Raw genomic sequence first — 15,160 nt, 5'->3', positions numbered from 1 at the left:
GCTCGGTTCGCCACGAGACGCGGCGGTGCTCAGCCGAGACGCATCCGCAGCGCATCGAGCAGCGCCCGGCTGTCGGCCCAGGTCGGCAGCGCACCGCCGGCCTGGATCTCGGCGAGGGTGGGCGCCGCAGCATCCCGGTCGGACAGCGACACGTGATGTTCGATGGGCCACGCGATGCCGATGTCCGGATCGGTGGCCAGGATGGTGTGTTCGGACGCCGGCGCGTAGGGCTGCGAGCACAGGTACATCACCGTCGAGTCCTGCTCCAGCGCCAGGAATCCGTGCGCCAGGCCTTCGGACAGGTAGACCGTGCGACGGCTGCGGTCATCGAGCAGCACCGAATCCCAGCGGCCGAAAGTCGGTGAACCCAAACGGATGTCGACTGCGACGTCGAACACCGCGCCGCGTACGCACGTGACGTACTTGGCTTGGCCGGGCGGCAGCTCGGCGAAGTGCAGCCCACGCAGCACCCCTGGGGCCGACACCGAACAGTTGGCCTGCGCCAGGCTGAACGAGTGACCGGCGAACTCGGTGAACCCCGATTCGGTGAACCACTCGAAGAACACGCCACGCGAATCCGCTTGCAGCCGCGGGCTGATCTCCCACGCGCCGGGAATCGCGAGCTCGCGGGCGATCACTGGCCGCGGTCCCGGTAGGTCGCCTCGACCGCCTCCTTCAACGGCGACCACCACGATTCGTTGGCCTGGTACCAGTCGATGGTGGCGCGCAGACCCTGCTCGAAGTCGGTGTGGTCGGGGCGCCAGCCCAGCTCGTCGTAGAGCGCGGCCGGGTCGATGGCGTAGCGCAGATCGTGGCCCACCCGGTCGCTGACGTAGTCGAAGTCGTCGGGGGAGTGGCCCATCAGGCGCAGGATGGTGCGCATCACCGTCAGGTTGTCGCGCTCACCTTCGGCGCCGATGAGGTAGGTGCGCCCGATCTGGCCGTCGCACAGGATGCGCCATACGGCGCTGTTGTGATCCTCGACGTGGATCCAGTCCCGGACGTTGGCGCCCCGCCCGTACAGCTTGGGGCGCCGCCCGGTCAGGATGTTGGTGATCTGGCGCGGGATGAACTTCTCGACATGCTGGTAGGGGCCGTAGTTGTTCGAGCAGTTCGAGATCGTCGCGCGCACACCGTAGGAGCGCACCCACGCGCGCACCAGCAGGTCGGCGGCCGCCTTGGTCGACGAGTAGGGGCTCGACGGGTTGTACGGGGTCGACTCGGTGAAACGGGCCGGGCCGTCGAGCGGAAGGTCACCGTAGACCTCGTCGGTCGAGACGTGGTGCAGCCGAACCCCGTGATGGCGCACCGCCTCGAGCACGGTGAACGTCCCGATCACGTTGGAGTGCAGGAACGGTTCCGGGTCGGCGAGACCGTTGTCGACGTGGGTCTCGGCGGCGAAATGGGCCACCGCATCGGATTCGGCGACCAGCCTGGTCACCAGCGCGGTGTCGGTGATGTCCCCCTCGACCAGCCGGATGTCGTCCTCGACGGGCCGCAGCGACTCGCGGCTGCCGGCATAGGTCAGTGAATCCAGCACCGTCACCGACGCGCGCGCATCGCCGACCACGGCATGGACGAAGTTCGCGCCGATGAAACCCGCGCCCCCGGTGACGAGCAACCGCATAGCCCGAAAGCGTAATGCGGCCGAGCGTCAGCTCGGCAACCCCAGCGGGCCGGCCAGCTCCTCCAGCGTCGACAGGAACTCGTTGGGCCCGCCCAGCACCTGGATCGCGACGTGGTCGGCACCGGCCGCCAGATGCTCGGTCAGGCGCGCCGCGATGCGATCGGGCGACCCGTAGGCCACCACCGCGTCGATGAACCGGTCGCTGCCCGGATGTTCCAGGTCGTCCTCGGTGAACCCGAGCCGCTTCCAGTTGTTCACGTAGTTGGACAGCCCGAGATAGAAATCGACGGTTTCGCGGCCGATCTCGCGTGCCTTGGCCGGGTCGTCGGTGAGCACCACCTTGTGCTCGGGTGCCAGCAGCACCGTGGGGCCCAGCAGTTCGCGGGACTGGCCGGTGTGCACCGGGGTGGTCAGGTAGGGGTGGGCGCCCGCGCTGCGCTGTGCCGCCAGGTGCAGAACCTTGGGGCCCAGCGCGGCGACCACCCGGCGGCTGGTCGGCACGGTGGCCGCGTCGAGCGCATCGAGATAGCTGACCAGCGCCTCGTAGGGCTTGCGGTACTGCTGGGTGTGCTCGGGGTGCCCTACGCCCACCCCGAGCAGGAACCTGCCCGGGTAGGCGCCTTCGATGCGGTGATAGGACTCGGCCACCTCGCGGGCGTCGGCGGTCCAGATGTTGACGATGCCGGTGGCGACCTGCAGGTTCTCGGTCTTCTCCAGAATCGGCTCGACGAAGGCCAGGTCGGCGGCCGGGGAGGCGCCCACCCACACGGTGCCGTATCCCAGCTTCTCGATGTCCACCGCCTGCTCCGGGGTGACCGGCCCGCCGGTCCACACCCCGAAGCGTCCGAGCGCGGGCTTGAGGGAGACGCTCTCGGGTGTCGTCACTGCGGTTCCTTCCGGTCGGGGGCGGCGTCAGGCAGGGGTGTACCCATGTTGGCGGCGAGGTTATTCGCCGGGGCTCTCGGGGGCGGGGGCCTGCAGGGGCAGGCAGACGATGAACCTGGTGTCGCCGGGTCGTGACTGCACCGACAGGTTGCCGTGGTGCTTCTTGACCACGATCTGCCAGGCCAGGTCCAGTCCCAGGCCGGTGCCCTCGCCGAACGGCTTGGTGGTGAAGAACGGGGTGAAGATGCGCTCGGCGATATCCTCCGGGATGCCCGGCCCGGTGTCGCCGATCTCCACCCGGATCATGTCCTCGTTCTCCCGCATGGTGCGGATGGTCAGCGTGCCGCGGCCCGCCATGGCCTGGATCGCGTTGTCGATGATGTTGGTCCACACCTGGTTGAGATCACCTGGGTAGCACTGCAGTTCGGGCAGGGTCTTGTCCTTCTCCCAGACCAGCTCGACCGGTTTGTCCTTGCCGACCTTGTCGCCGAAGATCGTCTTGACCGTGCTGTAGATCAGTTCGTGGACGTTGGCGCTCTGATACTCGGCCCGGTCCATCTGCGAGTACTGCTTGGCCCCGGCCAGCAGTGCCGAGATCCGCTTGCTCGATTCGGCGATCTGGTTCATCAACAACTCGTTGTCGATGGTGTACTTCAGCCAGCCGATCGCCCCGGGCAGGGTCGCCGAGCAGTCGACGTCGTCGATCGAGGCGGCGACCCGCTCCAGCCAGTCGGTGTCCAGACCGGCTTCGACGAAGGTGGGGGCGTAGTCCCAGGCACTCGCGATGCCGTGGGACTCGAGCCAGTCGCCGATGTGCTCCTCCCGGTCGGAGGTCTCCAACGCCGTCAGTTCCTGGGATTTCGACTTGGCCACCTGTTCGGCGACCTCGTCCTGAATGCTCACCAGTACCTTCAACGCGTCGGTGGTGAACTTGCCGTCGGCGAGCATCGCCAGCTTGTGGCGCATCTTGCCGACCCCCTCGCGCAGGTCGGCCACCGCGCGCGCGGTCGCCCCGGCCGGGTTGTTGAGCTGATGGGTCAGCCCGGCCGACAGCTGGCCGAGCGCCAGCAGCTTCTCGCGTTGCCCGAGGATCTGACGCTGCCGCATGCCGCCGACCATGTGCCCCTCGAGCAGGTGCACCGCCATCGGGAACTCGTCCTGCATGAACCGGCTGAACGCGTCGGCGTCGAGCACGAAGAACCGCGACGGCCGGGTGACCCGCACCGAGGCCTGATAGACGTGCTCCTCGCCGGGGATGTAGGCCGACCACGCCCCGCAGTACACACCGCGCTGGGAGGTCCGGTTGGTCTCGATGTCGACCCCGCCCGAGCGCTTGGACATCACCAGCTCACCGTCGATCAGCACGTAGAAGCAGGTGGCCGGCTCGCCCTCGACGTGAATGGGTCCCGGTTCGAAGGTGGCGATGTGACCGTGCTCGCACAGCGTCTGCAACTGTGCGTCGGTCAGCGCCTCGAACAGAAACAGGGTGCGTAGCTCGTCGGGCAGGCACTTCTCGCCCATGGGAGATCCTTCCAGCCGTCAGCTCGGGGCGTGCAGAGGCAGTAGACAGATGAAACGCGTATCGCCGGGTGTGGATTCCACCCACAGGCTGCCGCCGTGTTTGTCGACGGTGCGGGCGGCGAAATCCAGGCCCAGCCCGGTGCCCTCACCGACCGGCTTGGTGGTGAAGAACGGGTCGAAGACGCGCGCCCTGAGGTCGTCGGGCACCCCGGGGCCGTCATCGCACACCTCGACGCGGGCACATTCGCCCTGCACGCAGACCCGCACGGTGAGGGTGCCGCCGCCGTCTCCGGCCGAGCGCATGGCGGTGACGGCGTTGTCGATCAGGTTGGTCCAGACCTGGTTCAGCTCGGCGGGGTAGCAGGGCAGCGGCGGCACGGATTCGTCGAACGCGGTGACGACGGTGATGTCGGGCCCGATGTTGTGCGACAGCATGGCCAGGGTGTCGGTCAGCAGGCCGCCGGTGTTCGCCATCGCGGCGGCGACCCCGTCGAGCCAGTCGGTGTCCAGCCCCGCCTCGGCGAACACCGGCGCGAGATCCCAGGCGTCACCGACCGCACGGTCGTCGAGCCAGTCGCCGAGGGCCTCCTCCAGGTCGGACTTCTGCATCGGGGTCAGCACCCGCGGCTGCGTCGGCGGCGCGGTGGCCGTGTCGCTGATGTCGACCAGGGCCCGCATCGAGTCCAGGCTCATCGAACCGTCGGCGAGCAGCGCCAGCTTGCGTCGCAGGCCGGCGACACGGGCACGCAGCTCCGAGGTGGCCCGCCGGGCCGCGGCCGCGGGATTGTTCAGCTCGTGGGTCAGGCCCGCCGTCAACTGGGCGAGCTGGCGCAACCGGTCGTGCGGTCCGACGATCCGGTTCTGGTTGAACCGCCCCAGCGTCGCCCCGGTCAGGAAGTGGCAGGCCATCGGGAACTCGGTGCGGAGGAACTCGCCCAGGACCTCGGCTTCGATCGTGAACATCCTGGCCGGCCGGGTGGCGCGGGCCGACGTCTCATAGACCTGCGGTTCGGCCAGGAACGCCGACCACGCTCCGAAGTAGGCGCCTCGCTGGGTGGTGCGGATCGTCTCGATGTCCAACCCGCCGGACCGTTTCGCCAGCGCGATCTCACCGTCGAGCAGCACGTAGAAGCACGTCGCGGGATCACCCTCGGTGAACAGGGCCCCGCTCTCGGCGTGCACCGTCGCGCCGTTGCGGCACAACCGGTCGAGCTGCCCGTCGGTCAGTGACTCGAACAGGAACAGCGAGCGCAGTTCGGCGGTGTCGCACTCACTGTTGAACTCCATGGTCGCCGCCCTACGTCTCGGCCAGGTAGCGGTGCACCAGCATGACGGCCATCGAGCCCTCACCGACTGCGGCGGCCACCCGCTTGCCCGACCCGGCCCTGACGTCCCCGGCGACGAACACCCCGGGCACGCTGGATTCCAGATGGTGGGGCGGGCGCTCCAGCGTCCAGCCGCTGACGTCCCGCAGATCGGGTCCGGCGACGACGAACCCGTGGTCGTCGCGAACCACGACACCGTCGAGCCAGTCGGTGCGGGGTTCGGCGCCGATGAAGATGAACATCTTGCCGCAGTGGAACTCGTCGCGCTCGCCGCTGCGGGTGTTCTCCAGGCAGACCCGCTCGAGGTGGCCGTCCCCCTTGACCGCGTGTACCACGGTGTGCGGCAGCTCCTTGATGTTGTCCTGGGCGCGGATCTGCTGGATGAGGTAGTGCGACATGGAGTCTTCGAGCGTGCGCCGGCTCACGATGGTCACCGACTTCGCGGTGCGGGCCAGGTGCATGGCGGCCTGGCCGGCGGAGTTGGCTCCGCCGATCACGTAGACCTCGTCGTTCTCGCAGTCCGAGGCCACCGACGTGGTCGCGCCGTAGTAGACCCCGGCGCCGGTCAGGTCGGCACAACCCTCGGCGGGCAGCTGGCGGTAGTCCACCCCCATGGCCAGGATGACCGCCCGGGTGGTGATCGACCGGCCGTCGGACAGCTGCACCGTGCGGGCGCTGCCGTCGACGCCGAGGCCGGTGACCTCGGCGGCGATGATGAGCTCGGCGGAGAACTTCTCGGCCTGGCGGCGCGCCCGCTCGGCGAGCTGCGACCCGGACAACCCGTCGGGGAAGCCGAGGTAGTTCTCGATACGTGAGCTCTGGCCGGCCTGACCGCCGGTGGCGGTGCGCTCGATGAGCACCGTCTTGAGGCCCTCCGACGCGCCGTAGACGGCCGCGGCCAGCCCGGCCGGCCCGCCGCCGACGACGACGAGGTCGTAGAAGTCGCCGGCCGGCGTCGTGGTCAGTCCCAGGGTTGCGGCCAGCTCCGCGTCGGTCGGGTCGACCAGCGTCTCGCCTTGTTCGGTGATCACCACCGGCAGGGTCAGACCGTCCAGGCCGGCGGCGTCGAGCAGCTGGGCTCCCTTGTGCTCGTCGGAGCGGAACCACGTGTAGTACAGGCGGTTCCGGGCCAGGAACTCGCGTACCTGTGCTGACCGTGCGTTCCACGGGTGGCCGATGATCTTGGTGTGCGGGATCGCGCGGTCGCCGGCTGCCCGCCACGCGTCGATCAGCGCGTCGATCACCGGATAGAGCTTCTCCTGCGGCGGATCCCAGGGTTTGAGCAGGTAGTGGTCGAGGTCGACGACGTTGATGGCGTCGATCGCGGCATGGGTGTCGGCGTAGGCGGTGAGCAGCACGCGCCGCGCGGCCGGGAAGATGTCCATCGCCGCTTCGAGGAACTCGATGCCGCTCATCTGCGGCATCCGGTAGTCGGCGACGAACACCGCCACCGTCTCGCCGCGCAGCTTCAGCTCGTTGAGGGTCTCCAGCGCATCGGGACCCGACTCGGCGCGCACGATGCGGAAGCTCTCCCCGTAGTGCCGGCGCAGATCGCGGGCTACGGCGCGGGACACCGCGGGATCGTCGTCGACGGTGAGGATCACCGGTTTTCGGGGCTGGTGCTCAGGTCCAGTCATCGCCTCAAGTATGCGCTTCGTGTCCAGCTGAAATTGCTCTCAGGCCGGCCGCGGGCGGCCTACCGTGAACGCCATGCCGACGAACGTGATGGTCGGGTACGACGGCTCGCACTCGGCCGGTGAGGCGATCAGCGCCGGAGCCGCGCTGTTCGACGCCGCCCACGCCTGGGTGGTCTACATCTGGACACCCCCGTTCGGCAGCGCGAGGCTGCGCCGGCGGTTGCGCGCGGCGGCGCGCGGCGTCGACGATCTCGTCGGGTTGATCGAGCGGGAGGGTGAGCGCGAGGCCCAGGCCACCGCGGCTGCCGGCGTCGCGTTGGCCGCCGCGGCCGAATGGGATGCCGAGCCGATGGTGCACCGCACGATGGGGTCGGACGGTCTGCGCCTGGCGCAGCTGGCCGAGACATTGCGCACCGACGTCGTGATCGTGGGCAGTCGGGGTCTCGGCGGCGCTGACGCGGTGCTGGGCAGCGTGTCGGATCTGGTGGTGCACTACGCGACGGTTCCGGTGCTGGTGGTGCCGAACCCGCTGTTGGCCAACGAGTTCGACGCGCTGGCCGGTGGCCCGGTGCTGGTCGGCTATGACGGCACCGACGGTGCCGAGGCGGCGGTGGCCACGGCGCGCCGGCTCTTCGGTGAGCGAGAAGTCCTGCTGGCCGCGGTGCACGACGACGATGACGAGGTGACGACCGGTCCGGCCGCGTCGGGGTCGAAGGTGTTGTCGCGACGGCTGCCGCACGCGCTGGGGTCACCGCCCCGGGTCACCGCCGACATGCTCATCGAGTGTGCCGACGAGCACGACGCGGCGGTGCTGGTGGTCGGGTCGCGGGGGCGTTCGACGATGCGCGAGATCGTGCTCGGAAGTGTCGCCAGGGCGGCGGTGCACCGGTCGCATCGGCCGGTGCTGGTGGTGCACGGCTGATCAGGTCGTGCGCACCACAGCGAGATCGGGGCGTTTCGGCCCGGCGCTGGGGTGCCGGGCGACCGAACCGAGCGAGGCCAGCCTGCGCGACCACTGAGCCCGTCTGGCGATGCCGCGCATCATCTTCTGCTCCATGACGAAGTGCGGGATGTCGAACCAGAAGTGCCCGACAACCCCGCCGCTGCCCCGGGTGATCAGGCGCGTCCGGCCGGCTTCGGCGCGCAGCACGAACGACCAGCTGCCCGAGGCCCGCTGTCGGCGTTCCAGCCGCTGGAAGTCGCCGGGCGGCACGAGCACCAGATGGGACCCGGGTTCGACGGCCGCGACGATCTGGCGGGCCTCGGGTCCGTACCGCCGGGCCAGCCACACCGTGTCGCCGACCTGCAGGTGCTGCCATTCGGGATGGATGGTGGTGGCGTTGTGCACATCGGCGCCCACCGCGCGCTCCAGCAGCGAGTAGCTGTAGAAGCCGCCGCGATCCTCGCCGATCTGGATCAGCCAGCGCCAGACATCGGACACCGCGGCGTCGATCGTCACCGCGCGGGTGGTGCGCGGGGTATGCGCGTCGACCAGGTTGTCGCCGGGCAGCGTTGCGGCCACTTCGTCGTCGGTGGCACCCCAGGCGTACATCCACGGCCGGATCCGGGCCCGGTAGAGCGCCGCGAGGCCGGCCAGGGCCATCGCGTCCGCCAGAACCGGCCGGTACCTTCCCACAATGCGACGCTAGCCCCGGCCGGTCCGCGGTCCCTAGAGTCGAAAGTCATGTGTGCCCCGGCCTGTGTGAGGCGGCACCCTCGGTGTCGGTTCGGGCTAGGGACGGAAGTCCCCGGTTGAGTGGCTGTCGACCCTAGCGCCGCTGGTCGGGCGGGGTGAAGCTCGAATCATGGCGAACACAACCGCGAAGCTTCTGGCAGCCGGTGCGGTGCTGTACGCGGCGCGCCGCTATTTCCGCGACTGGGGCACCACCAAGGCTGAGTCCAGCCGCGAGCTGCCCGGGGACGACCTGATCGCACCTCCCGTGCTGCAGGCGACCGAAGCGGTGTGGATCGACGCCGGGGCCGCGCAGGTCTGGTCGTGGCTGGTCCAGATGGGTCAGGACCGCGGCGGTCTGTACAGCTTCGAGAGGCTGGAGAGTGCGGTCGGGTTGCACTACCGCAACGCCGACCGCATCCATCCGGAATGGCAGCACCTCGCCGTCGGTGACCGGATTCGGTTGGTGCCCAGGGGATGGCTGGGCCTGACCGAGGGTGTCGAGCTCGCCGTCGTCGCACTCGTCGAGGGTGAATCGATCGTGCTGCGCGGACGACGGCCCGCACTGCCGTGGGACCTGGTGTGGTCTTTCCACGTCTTCCCCCACTGGGATGACCGCTGCCGGCTGCTGATCCGTTCCCGCCTGGCCCTCCGCAGTCCGGCCGACGGCATCGCCGCCGAACTCCTCGGCCCCGTCAGGGCATTCGTCACCAGAGGCATCCTGCTCGGGATCAAACGCCGGGCGCAGGCCCGGTCCGAGGCGGAGAAGACCCCGGCGCCCCCGGGGTCCTCCGCGTCGAGCGCGACGGCGGGCGAGACCGGTTTCCACCGCGTGGTCTGAGCTGTGCGAGCCGGGGAAAGAGGGCAGTCATGAAGGCCGAAGTCGGCGACTGGCTGGTGATCAACAGTGCGACGGTGGATCGCCCGGACGAGCGGGGGCTGATCACCGAGGTGCGCTCCCCCGACGGTTCGCCGCCCTACGTCGTGCGCTGGCTGGACACCGGGCACGAGGCGATGGTGTTCCCGGGCCCGGACGCGCTGGTCGTCACCGCGGACGAGCAACGTGCCGCCGACGAACGGGCCCGGCAACGGATCTCGATGCTGCAGGACAGCATCCGCAAGCGTTGACGTGGCCGTCGCGGATCGGCCGGACCAAGGGGGGCTCGACATGTCCGAACACAACACCGCCGCCGGGGTGGTGGTCGGGACCGACGGATCGGCGGCGGCGCTGCAGGCGGTCCGGTGGGCGGCCGATGAGGCCGCGTTCCGAAGCGCCGCGCTGACCGTCGCCCACATCGTCGCCGACCCCGCATCCACACCGGACGGGCAGCACGACACCGCCAACATACTGAGTCGCGCTGTGGCAGCGGCCGAGGACGGCGCCGGTGGGGTCAGTGGCGGCGTGCGCACTGTGCAACCGCGCGGACGGCCGGCGGCCGCGCTGGCGGACCTGTCGAAGACCGCGCAGCTGATCGTGGTCGGCGGCCACGGCCTCAGCGGCCGGCACCGCCGGGAGCTGGGACCGGTCAGCCACGGGCTGATCGCGCACGCGCACTGCCCGGTGGGCGTCGTCCGCGACGACGCCGCCCCGTCCTGGCGAACGCATCGACCCGTGCTCGTGGGCATCGACGGGTCCCGTGCGTCCAAGCTGGCGGCCGCCATCGCCTTCGACGAAGCCTGCTGGCGAGGCGTCGAACTGCTGGCGCTGCACGCGTGCCACGACACCGAGGCCCCGCCCGCGTCGGGCCGGCGGGACTCGGTGCTGATCGACGCTGCCGAGGCCATCCTGACGCGCAACCTGGCCGAACTGCGCGAGCGATACCCGTCGGTCACCGTCCACCACCTGATCCGGTTCTCGAATCCGACCCGCCAACTGCTCGTCCAGGGAGAGCGCGCGCAGCTGGTCGTGGTGGGCAGCCACGGCCGGGGCGAGATCACCGGCAAACTGCTGGGCTCGGTCGGAGCGGCGGTGGCCCAGGGTGCCCGGGCCTCGGTGATCGTCGCGCGCCGGCGGTGAGCCCTCGGCCCCCCGGTATGGCCCGGATACCCACCGCGCCCTGTTTGTGACTTTCGTCTCTATTTCGTGGCGGTCGCGTCGGTGACGCTGGAACCCGCAGCGTGCACGGAGGGGAGAGATCGTGGCACCTACCAACAGCATCGACGTGTCCCGCAGTCGATTCGACGATGTGGCCTGGCAGTTCCTGGCCTCGGAGTTCGCCGGGGACAGCTACCTGGACTGGCCCATCGACCGCAGGCTCGACGCGTTTCTGAGCCGCCGCGGTTACCGCGGGCTCCGTGACGACGGATCGGCCTACGAAGCCCTGCTCGACAGGGTGATGGCCAACATCGGTGCCGCGGCGCGGGCCGGTGTGCGACCCAACAAGGCGCCGGTGAGCTCGTCATGACGGTCATCCACAAGTCGGCCGCCGACTGGCGGGTGCCCCCGAACTTCACCGAGTACGACACCACCCGGGCGGGCTTCGCGTGGGAGGACGCCCCGCAGCTCTGCGCGGGAATGCACGGCGGATGCAACATCGGCTTCGCTGCCGCCGACCGGCACGCCGAGGGCCCAGTGTCCTCCCGCACGGCGCTTCGCTTCATCTCCGCGTCGGGCTCCCCGGCCGGGCCCGGCGCCCACGACCTCAGCTATGCCGAGCTGGCGCGGTCGGCCCGGCGGTTCACCACTGTGCTGCGCACGCTGGGGGTCGGCAAGGGCGACCGGGTGTTCACCCTCACCAGCCGGTGTCAGGAGCTCTATTTCGCCATCCTCGGGTCGCTGCGCAACGGCAGCGTCGTGTCGCCGCTGTTCGCGGCGTTCGGACCGGAGCCCATCGCCACCCGGCTCGCGCTGGGCGAGGCCGACGTGCTGGTCACCACGAGGGCGCTCTACACCAGGAAGGTCGCCGCGATCCGGGACCGGGTGCCGACCCTGCGGCATGTGCTGATCATCGACGACGAGGCCGACGACCCGGCGGCGGGCACGCTGGGTTTCTGGCCCCGCATGGATGAGGCCGGCGAGGACGCGCCGATCGAGCCCACCACAGCCGACGACCCGGCCCTGCTGCACTTCACCAGCGGCACCACGGGCACCCCGAAAGGCGCGCTGCACGTGCACGGTGCGGTCACGATGCACTACGTCACCGGCCGCTACGCGCTGGACCTGCACTCCGACGACATCTATTGGTGCACCGCCGATCCCGGCTGGGTGACCGGGATGTCCTACGGTGTCATCGCGCCCCTGCTGCACGGGGTGACGTCGATCGTCGACGAAGCGGAGTTCGACGCCGAACGCTGGTACGAGATCCTGCAGGACCAGGGCGTCACCGTCTGGTACACGGCGCCGACCGCCATTCGGATGCTGATCAAGGCCGGGCCCGAACTCGCCGCGCGGTTCCATTTCCCGAGGCTGCGCTTCATCGCCAGCGTCGGCGAACCGCTCAATGCCGAGGCGGTCTGGTGGGGTCAGCGGGTGCTGGGCCTGCCGATCCACGACAACTGGTGGCAAACCGAGACCGGCGGCATCATGATCGCCAACACCCCGGCGTTCGACATCAAGCCGGGCTCGATGGGGCGGCCGCTGCCCGGCGTCGACGCATACGTGGTGCACCGTCGCGACGACGGCACCGTGGAGGTGATCACCGAGCCCGACGTGGACGGCGAGCTGGCGCTCAAACCCGGCTGGCCGTCGATGTTCCGGGGGTATCTCAACCAGCAGGAGCGATACCGCAACAGTTTCGCCGACGGGCTCTACCTGTCCGGGGACCTGGTCAAACGCGACGCCGACGGCTACTTCTGGTTCGTGGGCCGGGCCGACGACGTCATCAAATCGGCCGGCCACCTGATCGGTCCGTTCGAGGTGGAGAACGCGCTCACCGACCACCCCGCGGTGGCCGAGGCCGCGGTCATCGGAATACCGGATCCGACGGTGGGCGAGGTGGTCAAGGCGTTCGTGACGCTGAAGAACGATTATGTGCCGGACGAGGAACTGCGGCGTGCGCTGACGGCACACGCCCGCAAGCGGTTGGGGGCGGCCGTCGCGCCCAAACAAATCGAGTTCGCCGACTCGCTGCCGCACACCCGCAGCGGAAAGATCATGCGGCGGTTGCTCAAGGCCCGCGAACTCGGCCTGCCCGAGGGGGACACCTCCACCATCGAGACCTCCGAGCACGCCACGTCCGGGGCGGTGCGCCGATGAGCGCCCGCGACCTGCTCACCGACATGGTCCGGGTGCGTCGCATGGAGGAGAAGTGCGCCGAACTCTACGGCGAGACGAAGATCCGCGGCTTCCTGCACCTCTATGTGGGGGAGGAGGCGGTGGCCGCGGGATCGCTGCGCGCCCTCGGCGCCGACGACGCGGTGGTGGCGACCTACCGCGAACACGCTCACGCGCTGCTGCGGGGCGTTCCGATGGCGTCGATCATGGCCGAGATGTTCGGGAAGCAACAGGGCTGCTCGCGGGGCCGCGGCGGCTCGATGCACCTGTTCGACGCCGAGCGAAGGTTCTACGGCGGCAACGCCATCGTCGGCGGCGGGCTGCCGCTGGCGGTGGGTCTCGGGCTCGCCGACGCGGTGGCCCGTCGAGACCGGGTCACCGCGTGCTACTTCGGTGACGGCGCCGTCGCCGAAGGCGCCTTCCACGAGTCGCTGAACATGGCGGCGCTGTGGCGGCTGCCGGTGTTGTTCTGCTGCGAGAACAACCTTTACGCGATGGGCACGGCGATCGAGCGCGCACAATCGCAGACCGACCTGACCGCCAAGGCCGCGTCGTACAACGTGCCAGCCCTGCCCGTCGACGGAATGGACGTCAGGGCATGCCACGACGCGGCGGCCGAGGCCGTCGACCACATCCGATGCGCGGGCGGTCCGTTCTTCCTCGAGTTCCGCACCTATCGGTTCCGGGCGCATTCGATGTTCGACCCCGAGCTGTATCGCGACAAAGCCGAGGTCGACCAGTGGCGCACCCGCGACCCGATCCGGCTCTTCACCGAGCGTTGCCTGTCCGAAGGGGTGCTGAGCCCGCCCGACATCGCCGAGATCGAGAAAGCGGCCGATGCCGAAGTCGATGCCGCCGTGGAGTTCGCCGAGGCCGGAACATGGGAGAGCATCGACGGTCTCGAGCGTGACGTGCTCACGCCGGTCTCGGAGGGGGTCCGATGAAGACGACCTACCGCACCGCTGTCCACGACGCGATCCGCGACGCGCTGCGCGCAGACCCGCGGGTGGTGCTGATGGGCGAGGACGTCGGGCGCTACGGCGGCACCTACGCCGCGTCCAAAGGGCTGCTGGAGGAGTTCGGGCCCGAGCGGGTGCGCGACACGCCGCTGTCCGAACTGGGTTTCGTCGGCGTCGGGATCGGTGCCGCGCTGGGAGGCCTGCGCCCGATCGTCGAGGTCATGACCGTCAACTTCAGCCTGCTGGCGCTCGACCAGGTGGTCAACACCGCAGCCACCCTGCGGCACATGTCCGGAGGCCAGTTCTCGGTGCCTCTGGTGGTGCGGATGGCGACCGGCGCGGGGCGGCAGCTGGGCGCCCAGCATTCGCACAGCCTGGAGAACTGGTACGCCCACATCCCCGGTATCAAGGTCGTCGCTCCGGCGACGGTCCAGGACGCCTACGGGATGCTGAGCGCCGCACTGGCCGACCCGGATCCGGTGGTGGTCTTCGAACACGTCACGCTGTACAACACCGCCACCGACGTCGACCAGTTGCGCCCGCGGGACATCTGCTCGGCCGAGGTGCGCCGCAGCGGATCCGACGCCACCGTGATCGCCTACGGTGGCTGCCTGCCGAAGGCGCTGGACGCGGCCGACGAGCTCTCCGTCGCCGGTATCAGCTGCGAGGTCGTCGATCTGCGGGTGCTGCGCCCGCTGGACACCGAGACGATTCTGGAGTCGGTGCGCAAGACCCACCGGGCGGTCGTCGTCGACGAGGCCTGGCGGACGGGGAGTCTCGCCGGCGAGATCAGCGCCCAGATCGCCGAGAACGTCTTCTTCGAGCTCGACGCTCCGGTCGCCAGGGTGTGCAGTGCCGAGGTGCCGATGCCCTACGCCAAGCACCTCGAGCAGGCGGCGTTGCCGCAACGCGAGGACATCGTGGCGGCGGTCAAGGGTCTGCTCGGGGCGCAGCCGTGATCGAGTTCGCCATGCCGGCACTGGGTTCGGACATGGACGAGGGGACTCTCGACGAGTGGCTCGTCAAGCCCGGCGACACCGTCACCCGCGGTCAGGTCGTGGCCGTGGTCGAAACCACGAAGGCGGCCGTCGAGGTCGAGTGCTGGCACGACGGGACCGTCGCCGAACTGCTCGTGCCCGTCGGGCAGACCGTCGAGGTGGGGACTCCGTTGGCGACCTTGCTGGAACCGGGCGAGCGATCGCAGGACGCGCCGAGGGCCCGGCCGGTGACCATCACCGAGGCGCCCGCGGTCGTCGAGCCGGCACATGGGGAGGTCATGCCGGCTCCGACCGCGGGCCCGCCCGGCGCCGGCGCCCCGCAC

The 15,160-nt window shown here is 69.8% G+C and carries 16 protein-coding genes; 9 read left to right on the top strand and 7 right to left on the bottom strand.

Translation table 11 applies throughout. The annotated features are described in order from the left end of the window. Positions 1-29: 29 nt before the first annotated feature. Genes rfbC through ACXAID_RS09260 form a run of 6 tightly spaced genes read right to left on the bottom strand, consistent with a single transcriptional unit; the run spans position 30 to position 6,995 of the window. On the bottom strand, positions 30-638 hold the full coding sequence (rfbC, locus tag ACXAID_RS09285; protein WP_475021912.1) for a dTDP-4-dehydrorhamnose 3,5-epimerase: 609 nt from the start codon (positions 636-638) through the stop codon (positions 30-32). Next, the gene (gene rfbB / locus ACXAID_RS09280; RefSeq protein WP_475021911.1) at positions 635-1,627 is read right to left on the bottom strand and encodes a dTDP-glucose 4,6-dehydratase; all 993 of its coding nucleotides are present in this window, start codon (positions 1,625-1,627) and stop codon (positions 635-637) included. The genes rfbC and rfbB overlap by 4 nt, the downstream gene beginning before the upstream one ends. 27 nt (positions 1,628-1,654) lie before the next feature. Then, complete coding sequence (locus ACXAID_RS09275; protein ID WP_475021910.1) at positions 1,655-2,512, bottom strand: LLM class F420-dependent oxidoreductase; 858 nt, start codon at positions 2,510-2,512, stop codon at positions 1,655-1,657. Positions 2,513-2,572: 60 nt separating this feature from the next. Then, entirely contained in the window at positions 2,573-4,033 is a 1,461-nt protein-coding gene (locus tag ACXAID_RS09270; RefSeq protein WP_475021909.1) for an ATP-binding protein, read from the bottom strand. Between the two features lie 18 nt (positions 4,034-4,051). Continuing rightward, the gene (locus tag ACXAID_RS09265) at positions 4,052-5,320 is read right to left on the bottom strand and encodes an ATP-binding protein (RefSeq protein ID WP_475021908.1); all 1,269 of its coding nucleotides are present in this window, start codon (positions 5,318-5,320) and stop codon (positions 4,052-4,054) included. A gap of 10 nt (positions 5,321-5,330) precedes the next feature. Then, positions 5,331-6,995 (bottom strand): NAD(P)/FAD-dependent oxidoreductase, encoded by a 1,665-nt coding sequence (locus tag ACXAID_RS09260; protein WP_475021907.1) that lies wholly within the window; start codon positions 6,993-6,995, stop codon positions 5,331-5,333. A 73-nt stretch (positions 6,996-7,068) separates the two neighbouring features. Between ACXAID_RS09260 and ACXAID_RS09255 the strand changes: the two genes are divergently transcribed. Then, positions 7,069-7,917: a universal stress protein gene (locus tag ACXAID_RS09255; RefSeq protein ID WP_475021906.1), complete on the top strand. Its 849-nt coding sequence runs from the start codon at positions 7,069-7,071 to the stop codon at positions 7,915-7,917. Here ACXAID_RS09255 and ACXAID_RS09250 read toward each other — a convergent pair whose 3' ends face one another. Continuing rightward, a complete protein-coding gene (locus tag ACXAID_RS09250) occupies positions 7,918-8,631 on the bottom strand; it encodes a hypothetical protein (protein WP_475021905.1) in 714 nt (237 codons plus the stop codon). Positions 8,632-8,800: 169 nt separating this feature from the next. Between ACXAID_RS09250 and ACXAID_RS09245 the strand changes: the two genes are divergently transcribed. The 8 genes from ACXAID_RS09245 to ACXAID_RS09210 form a co-directional block, all read left to right on the top strand. Beyond that, positions 8,801-9,508, top strand: coding sequence for an SRPBCC family protein (locus ACXAID_RS09245; protein WP_475021904.1), 708 nt, complete (start codon positions 8,801-8,803; stop codon positions 9,506-9,508). Between the two features lie 29 nt (positions 9,509-9,537). Continuing rightward, entirely contained in the window at positions 9,538-9,795 is a 258-nt protein-coding gene (locus ACXAID_RS09240; protein ID WP_475021903.1) for a DUF1918 domain-containing protein, read from the top strand. Between the two features lie 40 nt (positions 9,796-9,835). Beyond that, on the top strand, positions 9,836-10,684 hold the full coding sequence (locus tag ACXAID_RS09235) for a universal stress protein (protein ID WP_475021902.1): 849 nt from the start codon (positions 9,836-9,838) through the stop codon (positions 10,682-10,684). 121 nt (positions 10,685-10,805) lie between these two features. Then, positions 10,806-11,072 (top strand): hypothetical protein, encoded by a 267-nt coding sequence (locus ACXAID_RS09230; RefSeq protein WP_475021901.1) that lies wholly within the window; start codon positions 10,806-10,808, stop codon positions 11,070-11,072. After that, positions 11,069-12,862 (top strand): acetate--CoA ligase, encoded by a 1,794-nt coding sequence (gene acsA, locus ACXAID_RS09225; RefSeq protein WP_475021900.1) that lies wholly within the window; start codon positions 11,069-11,071, stop codon positions 12,860-12,862. Before ACXAID_RS09230 ends, acsA begins: the two co-directional genes overlap by 4 nt. Further along, positions 12,859-13,824, top strand: coding sequence for a pyruvate dehydrogenase (acetyl-transferring) E1 component subunit alpha (pdhA, locus tag ACXAID_RS09220; RefSeq protein ID WP_475021899.1), 966 nt, complete (start codon positions 12,859-12,861; stop codon positions 13,822-13,824). Before acsA ends, pdhA begins: the two co-directional genes overlap by 4 nt. Continuing rightward, positions 13,821-14,798: an alpha-ketoacid dehydrogenase subunit beta gene (locus ACXAID_RS09215; protein WP_475021898.1), complete on the top strand. Its 978-nt coding sequence runs from the start codon at positions 13,821-13,823 to the stop codon at positions 14,796-14,798. The genes pdhA and ACXAID_RS09215 overlap by 4 nt, the downstream gene beginning before the upstream one ends. Further along, positions 14,795-15,160 (top strand): biotin/lipoyl-containing protein (locus ACXAID_RS09210; protein ID WP_475021897.1); only part of this gene is annotated, 366 nt, incomplete at its 3' end. The genes ACXAID_RS09215 and ACXAID_RS09210, both read left to right, overlap by 4 nt.

The organism is Mycobacterium sp. ABE4_509 (assembly GCF_056160785.1).
The sequence above is the reverse complement of the archived record's forward strand: the minus strand, read 5'-3'. Positions and strand labels throughout refer to the sequence as shown.

Coding starts and splice junctions, on each gene's coding strand:
- pdhA (WP_475021899.1), top strand. CDS start 12,859: ATGAGCGCCCGCGACCTGCTCACCGACATGGTCCGGGTGCGTCGCATG.
- ACXAID_RS09270 (WP_475021909.1), bottom strand. CDS start 4,033: ATGGGCGAGAAGTGCCTGCCCGACGAGCTACGCACCCTGTTTCTGTTC.
- ACXAID_RS09245 (WP_475021904.1), top strand. CDS start 8,801: ATGGCGAACACAACCGCGAAGCTTCTGGCAGCCGGTGCGGTGCTGTAC.
- ACXAID_RS09215 (WP_475021898.1), top strand. CDS start 13,821: ATGAAGACGACCTACCGCACCGCTGTCCACGACGCGATCCGCGACGCG.
- ACXAID_RS09265 (WP_475021908.1), bottom strand. CDS start 5,320: ATGGAGTTCAACAGTGAGTGCGACACCGCCGAACTGCGCTCGCTGTTC.
- ACXAID_RS09240 (WP_475021903.1), top strand. CDS start 9,538: ATGAAGGCCGAAGTCGGCGACTGGCTGGTGATCAACAGTGCGACGGTG.
- ACXAID_RS09235 (WP_475021902.1), top strand. CDS start 9,836: ATGTCCGAACACAACACCGCCGCCGGGGTGGTGGTCGGGACCGACGGA.
- rfbB (WP_475021911.1), bottom strand. CDS start 1,627: ATGCGGTTGCTCGTCACCGGGGGCGCGGGTTTCATCGGCGCGAACTTC.
- acsA (WP_475021900.1), top strand. CDS start 11,069: ATGACGGTCATCCACAAGTCGGCCGCCGACTGGCGGGTGCCCCCGAAC.
- ACXAID_RS09260 (WP_475021907.1), bottom strand. CDS start 6,995: ATGACTGGACCTGAGCACCAGCCCCGAAAACCGGTGATCCTCACCGTC.
- ACXAID_RS09255 (WP_475021906.1), top strand. CDS start 7,069: ATGCCGACGAACGTGATGGTCGGGTACGACGGCTCGCACTCGGCCGGT.